Source organism: Pseudoalteromonas sp., from assembly GCF_041629635.1.
Taxonomy (GTDB): Bacteria; Pseudomonadota; Gammaproteobacteria; order Enterobacterales; family Alteromonadaceae; genus Pseudoalteromonas.
In genome coordinates, this window is sequence record NZ_JBFKMX010000004.1 from 1 (window position 1) to 23599 (window position 23599).

Consider the following 23599-nt stretch of genomic DNA (forward strand, 5'->3'; position numbering starts at 1 on the left):
TGAAGAGGCTGTATGCCTCTTTTTATTAATCAGTAAGGTATATTACGCCTAGCTTAGAAATCCTCAAAGAGAGCCAACAACGTACGTTAGTAATGTATCTATATATTGTCTGTGACCAACTATTTAGCTAGCTATATCGTGACTTTATACTCTGCAAGGTGCTATTTGGTTTATTGAGATGGACTTCTATGAAAATGAAATTGTGAAAATAATAGTTACAAAGTGCAAGCTGTGTGTACGTTTAAAACAATGAGAACATGGCCATAACGGAGGGTTAGGTTCTGGTTAGGCTGAACTTTTTGACAATAAGGAGCTCCTATCAAAGCACAAAACCAATTTATCAATAAGATGGCATAGATAACCAATATTTCATCTATTAATAATCCAATCACATGTGCCAATCATGCTTCAATTGGAGTTCTGGAAAATTGGTGTTCACTGATGAAAGGATTTTAAAACAGTTTATTGAACATTATGATTATTTTATATTGAACAATTTTATGTTGTTAAATCACAACCAGTTTAAATAGTAAGTAAGTGATAACGATTCATCACCTACTTTTAAATTGTTACGCTTTACCTTTTTCAGCAAATTGTAAAAGAGTATCACCACTCATGCGGTAACCAATCCATTCATTTTGAGGCTCTGCACCCAGTGATTCATAAAATTCACGTGATGGTGTGTTCCAATCTAAACAGCTCCATTCAAATCGACCGCAGCCTTTTTCAACAGCTATTTGTGCTAAGTGTTTTAATAGTGCAATGCCAGCGCCCTTTCCGCGATGTTCCTGTGAAATGTATAAATCTTCTAGATATAACCCAGGTTTAGCAAGCCATGTTGAATAGTTGTAGAAGAACACAGAAAAACCAATAGGTTGACCATCTAATTCACAAATAAAACCGTGCACACCAGAATGTTTAGCAAACATGGTCTCTTTTATGGTTTCAGGTGTGGCTAATACTTCATGCTCTGCCTTTTCATAAATCGCTAGCTCTTTAATGAAATATAAAATTGTGTCGACGTCGTTTACAGTTGCGTAACGGATCTTTAGGCTCATGGAGTGGTCCTGTATAAGTAAAGCTTATATCAACCCAGTATATCGCTATCAAAGATGCAAAGACATAGATGATATGAGGAGAGTCATCAGAAAGTACACTTATATACATTTCTGATGTATAAAAATATGATTTTGACTTGCATTGTTGATTGGTGAGTAATTTGCTGAGCCCTTATTTTATCGGCATGCTTGATAAAGTTATATTTCGGTTAAACTCCAGCTGTAATTTCCTCACAATTTCTCTTAAATAATGTTAGATACAGTGTGAGCATAGTGCTCTATGAATTTATCTATAGAAAGCTAAGCATAGACTGAATGAAAGAGAAGCCCGAACAATAACGTGTTGAGAATAATAGCGTTTATTATCACCATTAATTAAAAAGGCTACCTCTTTATTGTTAAAACGAGAGCAAATTCAAGATTGTCTAGTGGGAGCTGATTTCTAGACTATTTGATTTATTAAGTCAATTTAATCAATCAGTTTGATATAAATATAACGTACTCAATGTATAAATATTGAGCTTAATTATGTTTTTAAAAACCATTATAAATAGTATTTATAATGGGTATTGTTATGGTAAATCTTGCTATTGTACTTAGCATGTTACAATCGTGGAAAATAGATATATGGTGAAGTTAGCCAATTTAAAATAGGCACCTGTATATAATCAATTGCCCGTATATAAAGCGTTTAACGCAGTATTTTTTGGAAAGTTAACTTGCAGGTAATAGTAATTATTATCAATAATTTAATGGGTGTTCGATGCTTTGCTTCACCATAGTGACCACTAAGGTTATCAATTAGTATTAATTTGCTAAATTTTTTATGTTTTTTGAACTCTACAACTTCGTAGGCTAGTTTAAATCATGTAAAATAATTAGTTCATATCTTTTCAAAAACACGTCGAGAGTTTTTTATGAGTTTGTATACAGAATACATGGCGGAAATCCAAACCCGTAAAGCGGAACTTGGATTAAACCCTAAGCCAATTGATAGTGCTGAGCTACTATCTGAAATCATTGCTCAAATCAAAGATACAACAAATGAGCACCGTGAAGATTCATTAAAGTTTTTTATTTACAACACGCTTCCAGGTACAACTCCTGCTGCGGGTGTAAAAGCAGCATTCTTAAAAGAAATTATTCTTGGTGAAGAGAGCGTTGCTGAAATTACTGCTGAATTTGCGTTTGAGCTACTTTCACACATGAAAGGTGGTCCATCAATCGCTGTATTACTTGACCTAGCATTAGGTAACGATGAAGCAGTTGCAAAACAAGCTGCAGACGTACTTAAAACACAAGTATTCCTATATGATGCGGATACAACACGTTTACAAGACGCATTCAAAGCTGGTAATGCGATTGCGAAAGAAATTCTTGAAAGCTACGCAAATGCTGAGTTCTTCACAAAACTTCCTAACATTCCAGAGAAGATTGAAGTTGTAACTTACATTGCAGGTGAAGGTGATATCTCAACTGACTTACTTTCTCCAGGTAACCAAGCGCACTCACGTGCTGACCGTGAATTACACGGCCAATGTATGATTACACCTGAAGCACAACAAGAAATCGTTGCACTTAAAGAAAAGCACCCTAACGCGAAAGTAATGCTTATCGCAGAAAAAGGTACTATGGGTGTAGGTTCTTCGCGTATGTCTGGTGTGAACAACGTTGCACTTTGGGCGGGTGAGCAAGCAAGCCCTTACGTTCCTTTCATCAACATCGCACCTGTTGTTGCGGGTACTAACGGTATCGCACCTATCTTCCTTACTACTGTTGATGTAACGGGTGGTATTGGTCTTGACCTTAAAAACTGGGTTAAGAAAGTAGACGCTGATGGTAACACAGTGACTGATGAAAATGGCGACCCAGTATTAGAAGAAGCTTACTCAGTAGCAACAGGTACGGTATTAACTATCGATACCCAAGCGAAGAAACTATATAACGGTGACAAAGAGCTTGTAGATGTGTCATCTGCATTCACTCCACAGAAAGTTGAATTTATGCGCGCAGGTGGTTCTTACGCGGTAGTATTCGGTAAGAAACTTCAAACGCTAGCAGCAGAAACACTAGGCGTTACAGCACCAGCTGTTTACGCACCTTCAAAAGAGATTTCACACGAAGGTCAAGGCCTTACAGCTGTTGAGAAAATCTTTAACCGTAATGCAGTAGGTGTTCAGTCTGAAACGCCACTACACGCAGGTTCTAACGTACGTGTACGTGTTAACATCGTAGGTTCTCAAGATACAACTGGTCCTATGACGTGTCAGGAACTTGAAGCAATGGCTGCTTCAACGATTTCTCCACTTGTTGATGGTGCATATCAGTCTGGTTGTCACACGGCATCTGTTTGGGATTCAAAAGCGCAAGCGAACATTCCTAAACTAATGGCGTTCATGAACAAGTTTGGCCTTATCACTGCACGTGATCCTAAAGGCATCTACCATTCAATGACTGACGTAATCCACAAAGTATTAAACGATATTACAGTGGACGACCGTGCAATCATCATCGGTGGTGACTCACACACGCGTATGTCTAAAGGTGTAGCATTCGGTGCTGACTCAGGCACAGTGGCACTTGCTTTAGCAACAGGTGAATCGGCAATGCCTATCCCTGATTCAGTTAAAGTAACGTTTAAAGGCAACATGGCTAAGCACATGGACTTCCGTGACGTGGTACACGCAACGCAAGCACAAATGCTTAAGCAATTTGGCGGTGAGAACGTGTTTCAAGGTCGTATCATTGAAGTTCACATTGGTACGCTAATGGCTGACCAAGCGTTTACTTTCACTGACTGGACTGCAGAAATGAAAGCGAAAGCGTCAATCTGTATTTCAAACGACGAAACACTTATCAAGTCAATTGAACTTGCTAAGAGCCGTATCCAGATCATGATCAACAAGGGTATGGAAAACGAAGCGAAGACACTTCAAGGTCTTATCGACTTAGCTGACGAGCGTATCGCAGGTATTAAGTCTGGTGAACAACCAGCACTTGCACCAGATGATAACGCTAAGTACTACGCAGAAGTTGTGGTTAACCTTGACGAAATCGTTGAGCCAATGATCGCGGATCCAGACGTAAACAACGATGACGTTTCAAAGCGTTATACGCACGACGTTATCCGTCCGGTTTCTTTCTACGATGGCAAGCCAGTTGACCTTGGTTTCGTTGGTTCTTGTATGGTTCACAAAGGTGACATGCAAATCATCGCGCAAATGCTTCGTAACCTAGAAAAACAAAACGGTTCAATCGAGTTTAAAGCGCCACTTGTTGTTGCGCCACCAACGTACAACATCGTTGATGAACTTAAAGCTGAAGGCGATTGGGAAGTACTTGCTAAGTACGCAGGTTTTGAGTTTGATGATGCAAATCCAAAAACTGCAGCACGTACTAAGTACGAAAACATCCTATACCTAGAACGCCCTGGATGTAACTTATGTATGGGTAACCAAGAAAAAGCAGAACCAGGTGATACTGTTATTGCTACATCAACGCGTCTTTTCCAAGGCCGTGTTGTAGCCGATACTGCAGAGAAGAAAGGTGAATCGCTACTTGGTTCAACACCATTAGTAGTTCTTTCAACTATTCTTGGTCGCTTCCCAACAATGGCTGAATACACAGCAGCTGTTGAGGGCATTGACTTAACTGCGTTCACACCACTTGAAGAAGAACTAACGACTAAGTACGGTTCTGAGCAAGCAGTACCAGTTAAAATGGTTTAATAAACCGATTTAACGAAAAAGCGCGGTAAGTTATGCTTACCGCGCTTTTTTATTTAAATGAACCACAATTCAGATAAATACAGATTTGAATAGGTTAAAACTCTATTCGTGATACTTACGAATAACCGCTACTTTTCCATTTTCAATTTCGAGCACTTCCATCATTACATTTGAATACTCAAGCGCTTGATTGTTTTGTGGGTGAATACCCTTAGCATTCGAGGTGTAGCGGATTGCGACAGCTGAATCATTAAAAGCAAATACATTGAGTAGTTTGGAATTGTATTCAGTATGTGCACCTAAATAAAATGTCATGCCTTTTCGCATCGCTTCTTTACCGTCGGGTAAACGAGCATCATCCGTTACATATGGAAGGTGTGAGTGACCAACGTCATCGGTTAAAAACGCTAAATAAGCTTCAAGTTCTTTTGTTGTTGCGTTTGGTGCTTGAGAAGCAACCATCGCATTGTAGTAGTCTGTTGCAAATGTTTTAAGATCAAGTTGTTCAGCTTTTGCAATTACACTGGGTATGGCTAACATCGATAATAAAAAAACAATTAATAAACGCATTTTAGTTCCTGTTGATTTTATATACACCAACCAATTTAGCGATTAATTTTTTTAATGCCAAGAAAAATAAAGGCTTAGAATTATTTTGTTACATTATTCGCAAAGCAAAATAACTTACCCAATAGCAAATAAACACTGTAGATAAATGTATAAATGCTCGGATAACGAAAGCAAATTTGCTTACATTAATTTTCAATTTAGTCGATGATATAACGGCTAAACTCATCACAAAAAACAACGTTGTACAAACAAATAAAATTTTTGTTTGATTAAACTTACCGCTAAATCATGAAGTAGCCCACTGATACTAAAAGTTAAAATTAGTGCGAGAGAGTGAGGCAAAAAGTGCGTTAATGGTTTTTGAATTTTAGTTGCTAAGTAATAGCCCCAAATTAGAGTTCATTCCGGAATAAAACTGCGTGCCATTGGTTACTCCAATTACCCTGAAGATGGCACTTGGAATATTTTATAATTTGTTGGCTTTTATGTCTTTTAATTTCTTCATTTTGGTTTAACCATGTTGAAACAACAGTATCAAAATTGGATAGATCTTCATTTATCATGGGTAACTGTAAGTCTTGGAAAAGAAATCGTTGGCTTTGAATGTCGCAAACAATCGGGATTAGTCCGGTGCTCATCGCTTCCATAAGTGAAAGAGACTTCCCTTCACGATTGCTGCAGCTAATGTAAAAAGCTGAATTTTCGATCACTTTATGTAATTCCTGATGTTCAAGTGCACCATAAAATTGAATATTAGGAAATTGTCGTTTTAATGGTTCAAGTAAGCTACCATCGCCAACAATATGTAAGGAGGCAAGGTGCGCATGTTTTTGCCAATACTTGCAAAGAACGTCAACACCTTTTGATTTTTCAAGGCGCCCAAAGTAAACCACATCTTTTAATGTTGGGTCTGAGTGTATATCCAATGCTGATTCGTTCTCAATAATATGAAACGCCTTACTTGCTTGTGCAGAGAAAATGTCGCTGTTAACTAAAATTACGCGATAACAATAGCTATTAAACAGCTTGTTTAATAAAAAAATAAATTTTGGATGCTTTCCAGGTCCATGAAGCACACATATATCTTTTCTATAAAAAAATCTAAAAGCGGAAAATAGAGACGCTCTTGTATCATGGAAAATATATTGGTTAGCCGGATTTAATAAGGTGAAAAAGAAACAGATTAATTGCCACACTGATTTATCTTTCAAAGTAATAAAGGGAATAGCAAATTCTTTCTGCATTTTTCGCACATATATCTCGGCCCCACCGAAACTTTTATCACTCCAAAGAATGTTATAAATCATGTTTTAAAAGGTACTCTTTAACTTGCGTTGCATAATCTTGTTTTGTCAAGGATGCGCGCTTTTTTAATTGCTTTTGCCAAGACAAATCCTTTTGTAAGGTTAACGATGTATCATTATTAAATTGATAGTCGAGTAACCCTGAACGATATCCCGCTACGCTAGATGCGTTTTGATAAATGCAATCGACAACTTTAAACAAGTTTAGGTGTTTAAACTTATCCGTGTTTGAGCGGGGGTGTAATTTGACATAAATAGTGTCGCCAATTAACTGTTGTAGTTCAATTAACAGCGTAATTTCTTGTTGCTCAGAAATTCCCAGTGTTTGTGTCAGTGGCTCATCCACATAAAAGCAGGACACAGGAGTAGAGCATACTTTGGTGTCTGTTTTGGCACCAAAGCGGCTAACATCAGGTGAATTACACATAATGTACTCTACATTATGATTCTCAGTAAAATGTTGTTGCCACTCTTTTTTATAGGCCTCAGTAAAATAGAACAACAACACTTTTGGTTGGCGTGTTTTTTTTATCGAGTACCAGCGTGACAGTTTTAATCGCCCAATGGAAGAGAGCCAATAAATTACTTTTTTAAAGTTTTGTTTGTAATAGCTTAATGGAACCTGTTCTCTTCTGGGGTTTTTGGCGTGTTGTAGAATAATAATGGTATCAGCTGTGTTGCTAGCTAATTTAAACGCTTCGATGTCTGGTGGACGACGGCCCCAAATAAAAACCTGCTTTGCATTGTTAAATTTACACTTTCCTAATATAGACCGTTTATCTTGATGATAATAAAAGTCACATTGATTGTGTAAAATATGGCGAGCAAAACGTTGTTTCTCCAAAGCATCAATGTTTACAGAAAGTTTCATAGTTTGTCTGCTTTGTTTTGTTTAAAGATGCGATTGACTACGCACCAAAGTAGCGGATCTGTTAAAGGTATTTTGGTCAATAATAGGCAAAAACTCGGTGGGTTTTTTACACAGCAAAAAAGTAAGACAAACACCACTGGAACCGCAAGTAGACCAAATATCAATACACTAGAAATTAATGGCCCCATGTCGAATATCACTAAGTTACTTAATTGTTCTGCACTTAAACCGAGAGCGGGTGTGGTTTCGCTAAATAAAGATATGGCCTGAAAGCGAGTTACTTCAGCAAAACCTGTTGTTGCATAATGGCCAACTTTATATTGCAAGAAAGTTATGACGATATAACCTAAGTAAAATACCGCCGGTGATAACAGTAATAGCAGCGAAAGTTTCAGGTTAAAACGAATGGGCGCATAAACCAGTAGATAAGCCAGCATAAGTAATGCAACTGCTGCGGCTGCAGAAAAACTTAACAGTGCAAAAATAAGAATAATGCATTTTTGCGAAAAGTAATCTTTTGAATTTGCAATGTGTAACAAACATACTATCGCGATTAAATGATATGCATAAGTTGATGGTTCTTGATAAACACCAGAACCTCGAAAACTAATTAATTCAAATGCACCGATCTCATGACGTGATTCGCCGTATATTAATTTGGCAATGATATCATAGCCTAAGAATTGAATACTTATGATAGACAGAATAAAAAAAATAATTAGTAAATAAGCGACAGATAGCCAATGTTTTTCGTGAATGTCAAAATCGAATAATAAAAAGCTGATAGACAAAGCACAATAGACAATAATGAGAATTTTAAAAGGGTCATCTTTGTATATAAAAGCAGCAATAGAGAGCAGGAGAATGACAGAGAGAGTTTTGATGATTTTGTATAAGTCATAGGAATGTGTTGATACTAAAGCAACGAACAGTGCAATGGGGAAAAACAGTTTTAATCCTAAAAAAGGAATGGGCACAGTCGCTAAGCTAATTGAGAATGCATAGAGATAACTAGTCATTACAATGCCTTTGCAAAACATATCTGCAACTGCCATGATATAAAGCAATCGCAAGCGCGTAAAAAAGCAGTGGTAAAGCATTAGGGAAGGTTTCAACTATTGATCCAACGAGATAATACAAAATGGCTGCTGTCATTGCTGAAAATGTATTCGCCTTTAGTGCCTTTTTATGAAGACCTTTATAATTAAGTAAAATATTCATTTGACCGTATTTGAGTATAAGTGCTTCAAATAGCATAAATGCTATGAAATATAAAATGAGTTCTGGTATAAAAATATAAGTGGCAAATGCACCTAAAATAGCTAATAAAAATAATAATTTAAATTGACCTTGTTTAATTTTTTTGTAGTGGAAAATTAAAGCTTTATTATTTTCATTATCTAAGGAATGAATCCTTAGCAAAATAAGTCCACCTATGGTTCCAGATATAAAAGCACTTATCTTAATGAGTATTAAAAAATCAGTTTGTGCATTACTGCATAGCTTTACTGCTAGCAGAGTTACGAGCGGTATAAAGAATGTACTTAATGTGTCTAGAATATATATTTGTAAATTTGGAACTTGTTTCCAATTGTAGTGAAACTCATCAGGGGATATGAAAAAAAACACCACACAGGCTAGAAACAAACAAATTGCTGCAATGTGAAATTTTGCGTTTTGATAATCACCTATCAATACAAAAGTGCTGACAAGAATTAGTAAACAAAAATTTAATAAACCATTTTGTAAGAAAAAACCGTTTCGGTTACCCTGTCTGATCATGTAACTTCCCATATTAAACAACATGGCAGCGGTTACGGCGACAATTAGAATGATATACACATGACGGTTCACTAACATGAACATCTGTGCAGCAATTAACAAACTGAGTTGAAATAAAAATACATTCTCGAGATGTTTGCGTTTCAAATCGAGATTAAGGTTTTGTTGAAGATAAACAGGAACACCAAATCGGAAAAAAGGCAGTAAAAGAGGCGAATATAATAAAATATCGAGTAATACATTACGTACATTCGTGTGCTCTACTAGATCTAAGCTTTTAATAAACGCAAAAAGGATAACTGCTGGTACTAATCGATAAAGGGTGTCGAGCAGTTTGGATGATTCAAAGCTGCTTTGGTACATAGTTGTGACTACTTTCAAATTCTTATCTCCCCATGCCAAATAGCACTGTCGGGATTGTTTTAAGCATGATTTTCATGTCAAACCAAAAGCTTTGATGTTTTATGTAATGCACATCATATTTGTGCTTCCAGATTGCATCGTCAACAGAGGAGCCATATTGATAGCACACTTGAGCATGACCAGTTATGCCTGGTTTAATAGCATGTCGGAAACGGTAATATGGAATGTGTTGTTCAAGATCTTTGATAAACACTTCACGTTCAGGGCGAGGCCCTACTATTGACATATCACCATTTAATACATTGAAAAGCTGAGGTAATTCATCAATGCGAGTGGCCCTTATAAAACGACCCACCCGGGTAACGCGATTATCATTACTTTCTGCCCATTGCGGCCCATTTTTTTCTGCATCAGTGCGCATTGAACGAAATTTGTACACACTGTATTCTCGATTGTATTGTCCAACACGGAGTTGGCGGTAAAGAATAGGACCTTTACTTTCAAGACGAATGGCAAATATAGTTAGAAGAATGATCGGGAATGTTAAGGCGAGCAGCAACAATGCAATCATTTTGTCTATTAATGATTTAATAAATTGAGATTTTTTACACCACAACATCTCAATTGCTTCTTCATTAATAAAATATTGTGTGCTTAATAATGAGACTTCAGTATAACCAAGTCGTTTATCTAAAAAAGAAGTGAGTTGCTCGACACGCGCACCTTTTGATACAGCGTGTAATAAAAACTCTTTTTGTGGTGCTGGTAAATCTTCCATACAATAAAACAAAATTGTTTTACCATCGAAATTATTAAGCTGAAAATCATTAAAAATGAATTTAAAAGGCAAATTTGATGCAGTACATTTAACTTTATCAATCTGCTCTTTAGGGCAATAGATAAAGAAAGTTTTTCTTTGTTTTAATGAGTCTTTTTTGAGGTTTCTTAATTCCTGATTTGATTCAACAGTTCTTATTTTTTTTGTTATTGTATCGAATGACATACTACCTACACCACATTACTTAAATAATGACATTCCGTGACGGGTAATAACTCCTTTATGTAATTCCTTTTATTAATTCCTTTAATTGTTACTAAAGTATTAAATTTTTAAGCATCATATTTGAAACAAAATGTAACTTCCAGTAACTTTTTATTCACTATTTGTAATAATTAAATTAACAATAAATATACATGCAATGCTTTGGTATTGGTTTTTTGTTGTGTATTTTTGTAAATGTGCAAAAAAAAAATAACAATGTGTATATAAAATTGACCTAGATCAAAAGTGTTGATTTTTTGTTAATCTAGTGTATTTTGATTGGAAGTTGCTGGGATGCGTTGAGACAACCAGAGTAAGGTACCGATTACTCTAATTGCAGTAAAGAGTGTTCAATGACCGAAAAACGTCTATTTTCCCTATCACTTGCTTTGGTGTTAATGGTTCCAGCTAAATTAAGTGCAACCCAATGGCATCAATCTAAAAATGATCTCTTTGTATCGTTAACAACTCAGTTTTCAGATAACCTTTATTATCAAGATAATAATTCAGAATCTTCGTTGTCGTCATCGCTCCAAATGGATTACGACAGAGTGGCACTATTTGAAGGTTTTGCTATTCAAGTTCCATTACAATTAAGGCATAAAAAGTATTTTTTTGAGTCGTCGCTTAACCACTTTGATTACAAATTTACGCCAGCATTAAATATATTTTTATCAGAACAATCTGACATAACATTTAAAGCAAATGCCCAACAAGCGCAGAAAATTAAAGGTGAAAAGAACGCGGAATTTTTACCAGAAATAGCGGATTACGTGGAAGAAAAAGAACACTCTGCAGCATTGAATTTACGTTTAGGACGGGCTCCTGAAAAGCAGTATTTAAACCTTGAGATTGCTGCTAATCACTACCAACAAGAATTTGAAGGCTTAGCTTTGTCAAAAACAGATTCGAAAGTAGTGAGTGCACGTTATGGACATAAAATATCTGAAGACAGTTACGCTTTAGCCGATGGAACCTACAAAGATGAAAAACGAAATGATTTAACCTCTTCACTGGTTGAATTAGGCTTTGGTTTATATACGCGTTTAGGCGGGTCACATCAGTTTAATATAGTTGTTGGTTACTTTGAGCGATCGGGCGATACATCAAGTGATGGCTATTATTGGTTACTCAGTGATAAATGGCGTATATCTGAAGATGTTGAGCTATCATTACTATCAGAGCAACACTCAGAGATTTCACTTTCTCAACAATCGCTTACTCAATTAACTACCGAGAATGATATTTCGCTGCGATACCAATTAAACAGTGAACACTTCTTAAATTTATCCTTTTCACAGATTGATCAAAATTTTGATCAATCTAATGATTATCATAAACGGCTAGTTGCTGCACTCGATTGGCAATGGCGACCTTATGAAGGTTTTAATGTGGATACATCATTGGCATTAGAACGTGTCGATACGAGCTTACTTGATAAACAAGTTAACCAACAAAGCGCGCAAGTTGCATTGGAGTATTTATGGTAGTTTACAAGTTACTATTAGTATTCATTACGTCTTTACTGTTATGCGTAACATCCCATGCAAATGAGCAAATCTATCGCTTTGGCCCAGGTGATACGATCAGAGTATCCGTTTATCTTGAGAGTGACTTGTATTTTGAAGGTCAAATATCCCAACAGGGCGGTATCGATTTCCCATTATTAGGAAGTTTGACTCTAAAAGGACTGACACAACAAGAAGCAAAGCGTTACATTGAGCAGCAACTAAAAGATGGTTATTTAGTGTCTCCTAATGTATCGGTGAGAATTGTGAGTTATCGACCTTTTTTCATTTATGGTGAAGTACGAAAACCGGGCAGCTATCCGTATCAACCCAACATTACATTAGAGCAAGCAATTGTGCTAGCAGGTGGATTAAAAGATCGTGCATCGCGCGAGCAATGGACCATTCAAAGAGGAGAAAAATCCAATATTTTTAAAGCATCAGCTAACAGTATTGTGCAACCTGGTGATGTAATTAAAGTTCAAAAGAGCTTCTTTTAAATGAATAAACCTGCTGTAATTTCGCCAAATAATGTAGATACAAGTATTAATGTAGGCGATTTACTGGGCCTACTTTGGGTCAAAAAATGGGTGATCATTTTAGTGACTGGCACTGTGTTTTTATTTGGTTTGTTATTTATATCTAAATTGCCAGATATTTACAGCGCCTCTACCACCATAATGGTAAAAGGTGACCGAGCCGATAACCCGCTGAAAACACTGGTGACTGGTCAAATTGGAGCTCAGCAAGAGCTCGATACAACAATAAAACTCATCAAATCCATTCAATTTGCAAAAGTACTCATTGATAAAATTAAACAGCAATATGGTAATGGGTTTAACTATGACAAAGTACTTAACGATGAAAAAGAATTTATAAAAGTATTGAGTATCCAACCGGTTCCAAATACTCATATGCTTGAATTGTCTTTTGAACACAGCGACGCCAAGTTTACTGCTTTTGTGGTAAATTTAATTGCTTCGAGTTTTATTGATTACGAATTGTCTTTGATGCAACCGCATGCAGATAAAAGTGATGAGTGGATACGAACCAAGATCCAAGAAGTTAAAGATAAGCTCGATGAAGAAGAAAATAAGCTAAATGATTTTCGTCAGAATAATAATATTGTTGATATTGTGAGTTTTGTCAGTCTAGCAAAACAAGATATATCTCAATTACATGAGCAAAAAAGAACATTAACTTTAGAAGCTGAAAAGTTAGCTAGAGTAATTAATACATTGGCCAATCATGCAAACCCAGATAGCGCTATGGTCATTTCGCAATGGAGTGATGTAGAAACCCTGAAAATCTTATCCAAACAAAAAGCGAAACTTGAAACTGAACTTTCGCAAATCAAGCTTCGTTACCTTGATAAACATCCTAAATATAAAGCAAAAGTAACCGAGATTGAAGGGACTCGTCAGCAACTGGCTTTGGAATTTGAAAAAATATCCGATGGTCTTGAGCATAAATTAAACGAAATAAATCAATCCATTAAAAGTTTGGATTTAAATCGTATTGTTGCAGAGCAGCAATTAGAACAAGCCATTTTAAAAAACTTAGAATTCGAAAAAATTAAGCGCAGTGTTTCAGCGACAACGCAACTTTTAGAGTCAATAACGGCTAAACAAAAGGAAGTCGAGTTGTTTAAAGATATCCATCACGCAAGCAGCATTATCATTGTCGATCCTGCCATTGAGCCAGAAAAACCGGTTAGACCAAAGCGTGCTTTACTAGCAACTGTTGTATTATTTTTTGGTTTTGTCTTATCATTACTTGTTATTTTTATTGCTAAGATTCTTGGTAACAGTCATAAAAAATATTACCAGTTAGTACGTGCATATGATTTAGATGTGCTGGGTGAGCTGCCTGTTGTAAGTCGCTTTCGCCGTTATAAACGCGGGCTTATTTTTAGCAATGAAAATGAAGGAGACTATCGATTATTTGAAGAATGTATCCGTTCTATTCGAACGAGAATGTTACTCAGTGATGGCTATGAACAGGATAAAATTATTGCGATTAGTTCGCTCGAGCCTAGTGAAGGCAAATCCAATTTTGCTTTATTACTTGCAAAATCAATCTCTGAAGTGGAAGAAGTGATTGTTATCGATGCAGATCTTAGGGAGCATTCGATAACAGTGAAACTGGGTTACGAACCAAGTCATCCTGGTCTAACTAATTTTCTTGCAAAAACCCATACATTTGAACAATGCGTCATCAAAGATCCAACGCTTAAAGCAGATGTTTTTGCCAGTGGTATTTTACCTAAGAAGCCACAGTTGTTTTTATCTATGAGCCGCTTTGACAGAATGCTGAAGGCGCTAAGCAAACAGTACGATCGGATTATTTTAAATTGTCCGCCACTCTTTTTTGCCTCAGATATTATGCTGATCAGTAAGCATGTAAACACAATAAATTTAATCGTAGATGTGCAAAAACATACAGTTACAGAGCTTGAAAATGAGTTAGATCAGTTGATGTACACAAAAAGCAAAGTAAATAGTGTGATATTTAACAAAATAAAAGTAGAGCACAAAAATTATTATCGCCGTGTGAAAAATCTCAGAAAATAATTAATAAACCTGCTTTAAGATTATTTAAGCAAAAGTCCCTCTTTAATCGGCTGAAAACGACTGGCGCTGTAAATGAGTGACTGTGCAGTCAATTGTTCAACCCCATATACCCAGGTTTCTATACCATGTTTAGCTGCAACTTTTTGCAGTAGTAAATCGAAATCCCCATCGCCAGAGAGTAAACAGACCACATCAACATTAGGAGCATGCTCTAAAACATCAATGGTAATACCTACATCCCAATCACCTTTTGCTGAGCCATCAGCACGTTGGATAAACGGTTTGAGTTTTACATCAAAGCCAATGTGCTTAAGCGCTTTTTGAAATTTATGTTGTTGGTCGTCTTGGCGTGCAATTGCGTAAGCATTAGCGAGCACAATCTCGCCTTGATTTGATAATTGCTGCCATAATTCACGGTAGTTAAATTGGCGTTGATATGCTTGGCGTGTTGTGTAGTAAATATTCTGAATATCTACAAAAAGGGCGATTTTTTTCAAAATAAGTCATCGTTTTAAGTTTTGTTTACTATAGCAAGCATCGATTGAGAGTAACAGCGTAGCGATGCTGTGATATAATTAGCGTTTTGAAATTTTGAGTAATCACTTTGTCTACAGCTTCTTGTTTCTCCCAAACGGCGTTATCGCCAGCACTTTTGGAAAACTTAACCAGTTTAGGTTATACATCCATGACCGATATTCAGGCGCAAACCTTGCCGCTTATACTTGCAGGTAAAGATGTGATCGGGCAGGGCAAAACCGGTTCGGGTAAAACGGCTGCGTTTTCACTTGGCTTGTTATATAACTTAAATGTGAAACGTTTTCGTGTTCAAGCAGTGATTGTGTGTCCTACTCGTGAATTAGCCGACCAAGTAGCTGTAGAGATACGAAAGCTTGCGCGCGCTATTCATAATATTAAAGTGCTTGCGTTATGTGGTGGTGCACCAATGGGGCCACAAATAGGCTCACTTGAACATGGTGCGCACATTGTGGTGGGCACTCCAGGGCGTATTGAAGAGCATTTACGTAAAGGCCGTTTGAACTTAGACGAAGTGAATACCTTTGTGCTTGATGAAGCAGACCGAATGCTTGAAATGGGTTTTGAAGAATCCCTTAATTGTATTATTGAGCATTTACCGGCTGTTCGCCAAAACTTGCTTTTCAGTGCAACTTACCCAGCTAAAATCGAGCAGTTAGCACAGCATGTGATGTTTAATCCTGAAAAAATCATGGTAGAAGCAACACATGATCACAGCTCAATTAGCCAATATTTTTATGAAGTTGAAAATAACGAAGCACGCTTAGATGCGGTTAATCGTCTGTTACTTAAGTTTCAGCCAAAATCAGCCGTGGTGTTTTGTAATACAAAAAATGAATGCCAAAGTGTATGCGATGAATTAAGTCAGTTTGGCTTTGATAGCGCAGCGCTACACGGTGATTTAGAACAAAAAGATCGTGACCGTACTTTAGTGCGCTTTGCTAATAAAAGCCTCACAATATTGGTTGCAACAGACGTTGCTGCGCGTGGTATTGATGTCGATCATGTTGATATGGTGATTAACTATCATATTGCCCATGACCCTGAAGTGCATGTTCACCGCATTGGTCGTACAGGGCGTGCCGGTAATAAAGGCATTGCCTGTTCACTGATGAGCTATAAAGAGTCTCATAAAGTGAATGCCCTTGAAGACTATTTAAAGATTGAAGCAATGCCCACTGATTTGCCGAGCGATGATGTGTTTGCTAACCCAATTGAACGCGCACCTAATATCACACTTCAAATTGATGGCGGTAAAAAAGCAAAACTTCGTCCGGGCGATATTTTGGGTGCTCTAACTGCAAATAACGCAATTAGTGGTGATCAGATTGGCAAAATCAAAGTAACTGCAATGGCATCATTTGTTGCAGTAGATCGTAAAATGGTAAATTTAGCAGTTAAAACCATCAGTGAAGGCAAGATGAAAGGGCGTAACTTTAGAGTTCGCAAAATGACAAAATAAGGTTCAAATACTTGTGTATTAATATATGGCGATAATGATTCGCCATATAATTTAAGTTTTTTGTTTGTAGTCGTTGTCAAAAATATAACGTACCATTTTTCTCAATTTGTCTTCGCCATTCGTCACTTAGCGCATTCGCCTTATTGCGCTCGTCAGCAGTTAATTGATCAAATTGTCTATTTACAAAAAATGAATAGCGATTGTAAATATTATCATCATTGGTAAGTTCAACGATCAGTTTATTCAGTGCATAGGACTTAATATGACCATTTAAGCCATAGTTTTGTGAATGGTAATTGTTAGATAACTGCTTTAATGCGGAGATGCTGCCATGCTTAGCAGCTGATATTAATAATGCTTCTTTGTGCGCTAAAAACTTATCTCGACGGGCTATATAATCATTCCTGCTGAGACTTTTAGCTTGATGTAACTGCATGTAAAACTTCGATGTCGTGCGACCAAACTCTTCTTGCGCTGCTACAAGTCCACTCGCTGCAGCTTGCTCTAAATGTATTAAAACGCTATTTACTTCAGCTCTATCAAGCCCTTGGCAGTATTCGTATTGGGCCGTGATTTGCTCAATAGTGAGACTACTATCATCTAATTGATAAGCGTTTGCTAATTTTTGTTCAAAACGCGCTTCATCTAAAGGGGCATTGAAACAATAACGTAAATTTTTAGCATAAATATACCGAGCTTCATTATTGCCATTAGCAATCTGTAGTTTAAGTGACCTCACATGATTAGTTATACCTGTCTCAAATTTCCATTGGGGCTTTTCAATAACCATAAAGCCATTAAATTGCGACATGTTTTGTTCATTATCTGTGTCAGTATTTGGTGGTTGGTTCACAGATTCAACTTGCATTGGTGTATCGGAGCGTTGTTTAACAAGCTGATTGGTTTCATTAATTGATAAAGTACTAGATTGATTGACTGGCTGAGGGCTTAACGCAATATACGTAATTAGAAGCACACAGGTAGGTATAAGAGCCAATGCTATTTTTGAAGACATAAGTAAACTTTTATAGAGAATGAAAATACAATGAGGGGTTGTGTTAGACCCAGCTAAAAAGAGTAACGCTTATGTGTAGTAAATTTAAAATTATAAGCCATGTTTTTTGTTGTAATCGTAAAGGGCATTTCTTACTTTATCAACCAGGGATTTGTCTGTTTTTAGCCCAAATGCCATACACCCTTTAGCATCACTTGGCTTTTTAACTTCAAACACTTTCTCTACATCTGACGCAGGTCGTTTAAAATGGCGCAGATTTTCTTTCATTTCCCATTCAGTTTGAAGAACTAAATCAACGCGCTCCGCAAAAAATTTACGGGTCCCAGCATAAGGATCACCTGTCACATCTAAGTTAACACCATTAACGAAACCTTTAGATAACAAGTATTCGTGATCACTTTCACTTTTTTCTATTGACGTTACATAGTTTCGCGCATCATCGATACTTTTGATTTTAATGTCTGTGCGTTTCGATAGTTTATAAAGATTAACCTTAATCGGACCTATCAGAGGGCAAACCCATTGAAATAGATTTTCTCTTTCTTTGGTTCTAAGAATGGTATAAATCAGCGTATTTTCATCGTTAGATGTCAGGATCATTGAACGAGCCCAAGGGTAGGAGGTGATAGTGTAATCGATGTTTATGCTGTCTAAAATTGCTTTTACGCGTTGTGTTGCAATACCTGAAACTTCACCCTGTTCGTTCGTGTAATTAAACGGTCGCCACTCTTCAGTAACAACATTTAATTTTGCTACTACCAAGGTTGGTAATAGGGCCATTAAGAATAAAAAACAAAAGCGGTTTAACACAATACGAAACACACTAATCGAAACTCCTTAAGCAAATGCGGTTATGTAATTTTAGTACGTGATCGCATAAATAAATTCAAATTTAAGAACAATTTACTCCATTTTTAAGTTTCACTATATAACGTTGTATTACGTTTTTAAACTAAGAAATAAATTCTTAAAAAAGAAAGTTTTAAAAACTACATTAATTGTACGTTGTAAAAGAGGCTATGGATTGATTATAAAGTAATTTAAGTACACAGAAGCAGGCGCAAAAAAAAGGGCGTACAGCCCTTTTATAATATACTTAACTTTCAGAAGTCGCATTTTGCTCTAACGCTAACTTTTCTCGCTCAGCCTTAGATATATATTTTGGCTTATTGCTTTTATTTACTTTTTCGTTGGCTTTTTTGTCTTTCTTCTTGAGCTTTTCGTAGATTTTTTTACGACGGTTCATGATTATCTCAATAAATTTATCTTTGGTGATTTTAACACAGCAAGTTAAAAAGCAACCATATTATTCACTCGCTAAACTTAAATTGTATAAGAGCGCGGCATGATCACTCCCGTTAACGGGAAGCGTAGTAAAGCTACTAAGTTTAGCTGAATTGCTTAGTAAGCAGTGGTCTATTGTAATACCAATCAATGAATACAATGAGTTGGGTAAACTGATCGGAGTCCATGAAGAATAATGGCCTGAATTATCATAGCAGCTGCTGTATTTGGTCATTTTGGGGAAATGTGTTGAGTGCGGGTTTGTATTAAAATCGCCAAGTACAATGGTGTGTTTTAATTCAGTTTCACTTTCTAATAAGTTTTTAAGGTGTGTCAGCATCATATTGCGTTTATGCCAAAGCGTTTGTGTTCTTGGTGATGGCGGGTGAAGTGCAAATACTCTTACTTTTTTTTCACCGACAGCGAGCATAAGTTCCACAATTACACCACGTACACTGTTTTGAAAAATGTGATGTTTTTGGCGAGATAGTATTGGGTACTTCGAAATAATACCTATGCCATCCGGAAACCCCTCTAATTCAGCTGAGCCATAATCAAAGTAATCGCCTCTTAACCTAATGAACTCGGCTCTGTGGCTATCATTTACTTCAAATAGCACGGTAAGCTCCGCTCTATTTGTTCCAAGTATTTGATAGACTTTATTAATATTTGGATTGTAGTAATTTAAATTAAGTTGAAAAATACTAATAGCAGGCTGAACTTCGCTTACTGAAGATGAAAAAAGTGGCACCTTTGTAAATAGCAAACCAATAGATATAAACGTAAGCAATAAGCCAAATTTAATATTAAAACAGAGTAATAGAAATGAAATTGCGCTGGCAAATATAATCAACTGGGGTGTGATACTACTGCTCAAATCGAGCCAGTAGAGTTCGGATGCAAGGGATGAGTTTGACACTAAAACAAGCACCACAATAACACACCACATTAAAACCAGAAGATTTTTAGCCATATTTCTCATTTGTCTTTTAGTTAGTGTAATAAGTATAGGAGTTGATTAGCTATGATGATATTTTGACTTGTAATGGCGTTAGTAATGCGGCATTAGAGTTGTTTCAAATGAGTATAATCAATGACGTCTGAAAGCTACTGGCAAAATAAATAATTATTATCGCTATGCGCTAAGTCAAACTGGGCTGCTTACCCAGAATGAACATTCCTTTTTTAGAAAATGACTCTACATCAGTTTTACCTTGATAGAGGCAATGCAATCACAGTGCTTGATTATTAAACACAGTCGAACAAGCTATGCTTGCGAACCTGGTTTTATTTTTAAAAGAAATAGAAGTTCCTAAACCACTGTGCTAATCTGCGCGACCTTTTTTACTTAGGAGTTTTCTATGATTGTTGGTTTTGATTATGGTAGTTCAAACTGCGCCATGGGCGTAATGGATGAGTCATCACCTAAGTTAATTCCTTTAGAGCAAGGCAAACCCTATTTACCTTCTACTCTGTACGCGCAACACAACAGTTTGATTGTTGATTATGTCGCTAAAAATCTATCGAAAAATGCCGAGCATGAACACTATCTAGCATCACGAAAAGGCTTATTAAGTGGCATCCCTGCGCTTCGTGCTGATTTAGACTTAGCTTCACATGAAAGCGGCATTTACATTGGTAAAGAAGCAATAGAAGAATATATAGAATTCCCTGAAGAAGGTTTTTACGTCAAATCACCAAAATCGTTTTTTGGTGCAACAGGACTAAAAACAGAGCAAATTGCTTTTTTCGAAGATATTGCAACAGCCATGATTATGGCGATAAAAAAGCGTGCTGAAAGCCATTTAGGGCGTGAATTATTGCAAACGGTAATAGGGCGACCGGTAAATTTCCAAGCGGTTGGTGGCGAAGAAAGTAACCAACAAGCTGTTGAAATTTTAACAAAAGCGGCCAAGCGTGCAGGTTTTAAAGATGTGGAATTTTTGTATGAACCACTGGCTGCTGGAATCGATTTTGAAACGTCACTGAAGCAAGACAAAAAAGTACTCGTCGTTGATATTGGCGGTGGTACATCCGATTGTTCATTTGTGCAAATGGGGCCTTCATTTCGTGATAAGCATGACCGTTCTCACGATTTTCTCTCTCATAGTGGTAAGCGAATTGGCGGGAATGATCTTGATATTGCCCTTAGTTTTCATAAGTTAATGCCACAGTTTGGCTTAGGCACGCAAATGAAATCAGGGCTGCCAATGCCTCATCCACTATATTGGCAAGCCTGTAAAATAAACGATATTCATTTACAAAGTGAGTTCTACAGTGATGCAAATCACCGAGAATTAACCCGTTTGCTGCGAGAAGTAGAGCAACCAGATTTGTTAGCGAGACTGATAAAAGTATTAGAGAATAAACAATCTCATCAGCTAGTTAGGCAAGGCGAGCTTGCTAAAATAGCACTTTCTAAAGCAGCCGAACATTATGCTGATTTATCATTTATTGAAGCAGATCTAAAACAATCAATCACCAATAATGATTTGGGTGACGCGATTAATGACAGCTTAAAACAAATGATTAATTTAGCTGTTGATGCAATTAATAGTGCAGGTTGTCGACCTGATGTAGTTTACCTAACTGGTGGAAGTGCCCAGTCGCCATTATTAAAACATGCTTTACAAAATGCTTTGGGTAACATTCCAATGTTAAATGGAGATAATTTTGGTAGTGTGACTGCTGGCTTAACTAAATGGGCTAATAAATTGTTTAAATAATTTCATTATTCTTAGATTTGTTAAAATGGTCATAAAAAGACAAAAAGAATAAGCTGATCAGAGTTGTAATTGCTTGCTGTGATTGTTTATAGTTAAACGTGTTGCTAAAGGATGTAGCGCAACATACCGATATTTAACTGAATTTATGTCAAGGATGAAAATGGAATCTTCAATTCATACTCACAACGATGAAGTTGTTATAGCTGATAACTCAAATAGAACATTAGATGTTGTGTTAATTGTGATGTTAAGCGTTTTAATTATTGCAAATGGATATTTGGCCCATTACGCTTCACTAACACATTCAGCATTTGATGCTACTGAAAAGCAGGTTGCATTTGTAGTTGCAACAACATTTGGTCTCCCATTAGTTAGTCTTGTTACCAGCCTTTGTTTTCGAACAATGCGTAAATTTTCTCATCAAATTCGGTTGTTTACACTTACTTCAGCAATAGTGTTTGTATCGAACATGCCTCTTTTGGTGCTTATTTTTTAAAATATAACTGTAATCCTGCCGCCAACCCGCTAGCGGCAGGTTATTTATGGTTTATTATTACTAATAATAACGCATTCACTGTCAATTATCGCAGTTAAACTTAACGACTCAGCATTTACTAAAGTGCCAACGATAGCTGATATACTTGTATTTGCATCTGCTAAATTCATTTCACCTTGATATACGTATACCATAGTACTTAGGTTTGTTTGGTAAGTTTGACCAGCTTTCATTTTGACAATTTATATTTTAGTGGTGCTATCCAATGTATCATTTTGTAATATATCCCCGCCATAAATATGTGTTACACCAGTATCTTGAGTGGTGTAATGCTTATAACCTGCAGATCGACCTAATTCTTCAGGTAACACCCAAATCTGTATCAATCGGTTGCGGTCATTATTTGGATAAATCTCATTATGTTAAAACCCTTCACCGCCAGCACGTTGTACTTGTGCTTCGCCTGCTTTTAGAGATTAACATGTTCCAGAGAGCCCTTGTGTACAACTGTTCCCTCTAACATCACAGTAATGACATTAATCTCTTTGTGTGGATGCATTGCTGTTTCACCAAAAGGGTTAAATTTTTCATCTGCTAAGTAAACAAATTGGCCTAAACCCTCAAAGATTAGAGGGGATTTTTGACTGCCAAACAATCTGCTGTCAGTGACTAAACGATGTACTGTTAAACCTGCAAATCCAACTAATGGTAATGAGTTTTTTGTAAGAAGTTTCACTGTATCTTCCGGTAATAAATTCGTTTTTTACTGGTGTAATATTAGAATGGCTTAATGGCTTAATGGCTTAATGGCTTAATGGCTTAATGGCTTAATGGCTTAATGGCTTAATGGCTTAATGGCTTAATAGCTTAATAAATATAGATTTTGGTTTATATAAATCGATGAGTAATAAAAGTCGTGTGTTAAGTAACAACCCAATGATGAGATGGTTTTTTGGCAGATGCCGAAAAGGATAATTTCACATTGACTGCAGAGCGTTTAGCAATATCAAAAGCTTAAGTAAGCAGAAAATCGCTATGCTTGAAAATGCATTAGATATTACGTTATCAGAATGAATAACTCGTACCTAAAAATAACTAAAACCTATAGAGCTTATATAATCCATTGCAAGCGCAAAGATGATTTTAGTTTTTGCTAAAAAACCTCGGATGTTCATCACTTGGATTCTATGCTAGCCCAGATTATTTAGGAATCATGAAGTGCTAAGCTTAATCCCGAACAGTTGAAATGATATATTGGTTGGTGCTGAATAAAAGTAAGTGTT

Annotated in this window: 21 protein-coding genes; 7 read left to right on the forward strand and 14 right to left on the reverse strand. The window is 36.5% G+C overall.

Going from position 1 to position 23599, the window contains the following annotated elements; all coding sequences use genetic code 11:
• Positions 1 to 569: 569 nt before the first annotated feature.
• Entirely contained in the window at positions 570 to 1058 is a 489-nt protein-coding gene (locus ABYD77_RS01010) for an N-acetyltransferase family protein (RefSeq protein WP_372766122.1), read from the reverse strand.
• A 917-nt stretch (positions 1059 to 1975) separates the two neighbouring features.
• On the opposite strand from ABYD77_RS01010, the gene ABYD77_RS01015 reads away from it, so the two are divergent.
• Positions 1976 to 4786 carry a bifunctional aconitate hydratase 2/2-methylisocitrate dehydratase gene (locus ABYD77_RS01015; protein WP_372766124.1) on the forward strand — a complete coding sequence of 937 codons (2811 nt, stop codon included), beginning with the start codon at positions 1976 to 1978 and terminating at the stop codon, positions 4784 to 4786.
• 102 nt (positions 4787 to 4888) lie between these two features.
• On the opposite strand, the gene ABYD77_RS01020 is transcribed toward ABYD77_RS01015, so the two are convergent.
• The 6 genes from ABYD77_RS01020 to ABYD77_RS01045 all read right to left on the reverse strand — a co-directional run bounded on the left by ABYD77_RS01020 (position 4889) and on the right by ABYD77_RS01045 (position 10679).
• Positions 4889 to 5356 (reverse strand): nuclear transport factor 2 family protein, encoded by a 468-nt coding sequence (locus ABYD77_RS01020; protein ID WP_372766126.1) that lies wholly within the window; start codon positions 5354 to 5356, stop codon positions 4889 to 4891.
• A gap of 392 nt (positions 5357 to 5748) precedes the next feature.
• Positions 5749 to 6663 carry a glycosyltransferase gene (locus ABYD77_RS01025; RefSeq protein ID WP_372766128.1) on the reverse strand — a complete coding sequence of 305 codons (915 nt, stop codon included), beginning with the start codon at positions 6661 to 6663 and terminating at the stop codon, positions 5749 to 5751.
• Positions 6653 to 7531 (reverse strand): polysialyltransferase family glycosyltransferase, encoded by an 879-nt coding sequence (locus tag ABYD77_RS01030; protein ID WP_372766130.1) that lies wholly within the window; start codon positions 7529 to 7531, stop codon positions 6653 to 6655. Before ABYD77_RS01030 ends, ABYD77_RS01025 begins: the two co-directional genes overlap by 11 nt.
• Positions 7528 to 8550: a hypothetical protein gene (locus ABYD77_RS01035; protein ID WP_372766132.1), complete on the reverse strand. Its 1023-nt coding sequence runs from the start codon at positions 8548 to 8550 to the stop codon at positions 7528 to 7530. The genes ABYD77_RS01030 and ABYD77_RS01035 overlap by 4 nt, the downstream gene beginning before the upstream one ends.
• Positions 8543 to 9694 (reverse strand): hypothetical protein, encoded by a 1152-nt coding sequence (locus ABYD77_RS01040; RefSeq protein ID WP_372766134.1) that lies wholly within the window; start codon positions 9692 to 9694, stop codon positions 8543 to 8545. Before ABYD77_RS01040 ends, ABYD77_RS01035 begins: the two co-directional genes overlap by 8 nt.
• Before the next feature lie 4 nt (positions 9695 to 9698).
• Positions 9699 to 10679 (reverse strand): exopolysaccharide biosynthesis polyprenyl glycosylphosphotransferase, encoded by a 981-nt coding sequence (locus ABYD77_RS01045; RefSeq protein WP_372766136.1) that lies wholly within the window; start codon positions 10677 to 10679, stop codon positions 9699 to 9701.
• 392 nt (positions 10680 to 11071) lie between these two features.
• Between ABYD77_RS01045 and ABYD77_RS01050 the strand changes: the two genes are divergently transcribed.
• From ABYD77_RS01050 to ABYD77_RS01060, 3 genes are read left to right on the forward strand one after another with little or no spacing between them, the layout of a single operon-like run.
• Entirely contained in the window at positions 11072 to 12208 is a 1137-nt protein-coding gene (locus ABYD77_RS01050; protein ID WP_372766138.1) for a hypothetical protein, read from the forward strand.
• Positions 12202 to 12726, forward strand: a complete 525-nt coding sequence (locus tag ABYD77_RS01055) for a polysaccharide biosynthesis/export family protein (RefSeq protein WP_372766140.1) — start codon at positions 12202 to 12204, stop codon at positions 12724 to 12726. Before ABYD77_RS01050 ends, ABYD77_RS01055 begins: the two co-directional genes overlap by 7 nt.
• Entirely contained in the window at positions 12727 to 14799 is a 2073-nt protein-coding gene (locus tag ABYD77_RS01060) for a GumC family protein (RefSeq protein ID WP_372766142.1), read from the forward strand. It abuts the gene before it with no gap.
• 20 nt (positions 14800 to 14819) lie between these two features.
• Here ABYD77_RS01060 and ABYD77_RS01065 read toward each other — a convergent pair whose 3' ends face one another.
• Positions 14820 to 15296, reverse strand: coding sequence for an NYN domain-containing protein (locus tag ABYD77_RS01065; protein WP_372766144.1), 477 nt, complete (start codon positions 15294 to 15296; stop codon positions 14820 to 14822).
• 107 nt (positions 15297 to 15403) lie between these two features.
• Here ABYD77_RS01065 and dbpA point away from each other — a divergent pair, with 107 nt between their 5' ends.
• A complete protein-coding gene (dbpA, locus tag ABYD77_RS01070) occupies positions 15404 to 16795 on the forward strand; it encodes an ATP-dependent RNA helicase DbpA (protein ID WP_372766146.1) in 1392 nt (463 codons plus the stop codon).
• A gap of 76 nt (positions 16796 to 16871) precedes the next feature.
• On the opposite strand, the gene ABYD77_RS01075 is transcribed toward dbpA, so the two are convergent.
• The 4 genes from ABYD77_RS01075 to ABYD77_RS01090 all read right to left on the reverse strand — a co-directional run bounded on the left by ABYD77_RS01075 (position 16872) and on the right by ABYD77_RS01090 (position 20067).
• Positions 16872 to 17810, reverse strand: coding sequence for a hypothetical protein (locus ABYD77_RS01075; RefSeq protein WP_372766148.1), 939 nt, complete (start codon positions 17808 to 17810; stop codon positions 16872 to 16874).
• Between the two features lie 90 nt (positions 17811 to 17900).
• On the reverse strand, positions 17901 to 18632 hold the full coding sequence (locus ABYD77_RS01080; protein ID WP_372766150.1) for a substrate-binding periplasmic protein: 732 nt from the start codon (positions 18630 to 18632) through the stop codon (positions 17901 to 17903).
• Between the two features lie 274 nt (positions 18633 to 18906).
• Positions 18907 to 19056, reverse strand: a complete 150-nt coding sequence (locus tag ABYD77_RS01085; RefSeq protein WP_372766152.1) for a DUF2986 domain-containing protein — start codon at positions 19054 to 19056, stop codon at positions 18907 to 18909.
• A gap of 60 nt (positions 19057 to 19116) precedes the next feature.
• Positions 19117 to 20067: an endonuclease/exonuclease/phosphatase family protein gene (locus ABYD77_RS01090; protein ID WP_372766154.1), complete on the reverse strand. Its 951-nt coding sequence runs from the start codon at positions 20065 to 20067 to the stop codon at positions 19117 to 19119.
• 388 nt (positions 20068 to 20455) lie between these two features.
• Between ABYD77_RS01090 and yegD the strand changes: the two genes are divergently transcribed.
• Together yegD and ABYD77_RS01100 are read left to right on the forward strand one after the other, a co-directional pair.
• Positions 20456 to 21820 carry a molecular chaperone gene (yegD, locus tag ABYD77_RS01095; protein WP_372766156.1) on the forward strand — a complete coding sequence of 455 codons (1365 nt, stop codon included), beginning with the start codon at positions 20456 to 20458 and terminating at the stop codon, positions 21818 to 21820.
• Positions 21821 to 21980: 160 nt separating this feature from the next.
• On the forward strand, positions 21981 to 22316 hold the full coding sequence (locus tag ABYD77_RS01100; protein WP_372766158.1) for a hypothetical protein: 336 nt from the start codon (positions 21981 to 21983) through the stop codon (positions 22314 to 22316).
• A gap of 44 nt (positions 22317 to 22360) precedes the next feature.
• Here the strand turns inward: ABYD77_RS01100 and ABYD77_RS01105 are convergent, their stop codons facing one another.
• Both ABYD77_RS01105 and ABYD77_RS01110 read right to left on the reverse strand, forming a co-directional pair.
• Positions 22361 to 22549, reverse strand: a complete 189-nt coding sequence (locus ABYD77_RS01105) for a hypothetical protein (protein ID WP_372766160.1) — start codon at positions 22547 to 22549, stop codon at positions 22361 to 22363.
• Positions 22550 to 22785: 236 nt separating this feature from the next.
• Positions 22786 to 23052 carry a hypothetical protein gene (locus tag ABYD77_RS01110; RefSeq protein WP_372766162.1) on the reverse strand — a complete coding sequence of 89 codons (267 nt, stop codon included), beginning with the start codon at positions 23050 to 23052 and terminating at the stop codon, positions 22786 to 22788.
• Between the last annotated feature and the right edge of the window lie 547 nt (positions 23053 to 23599).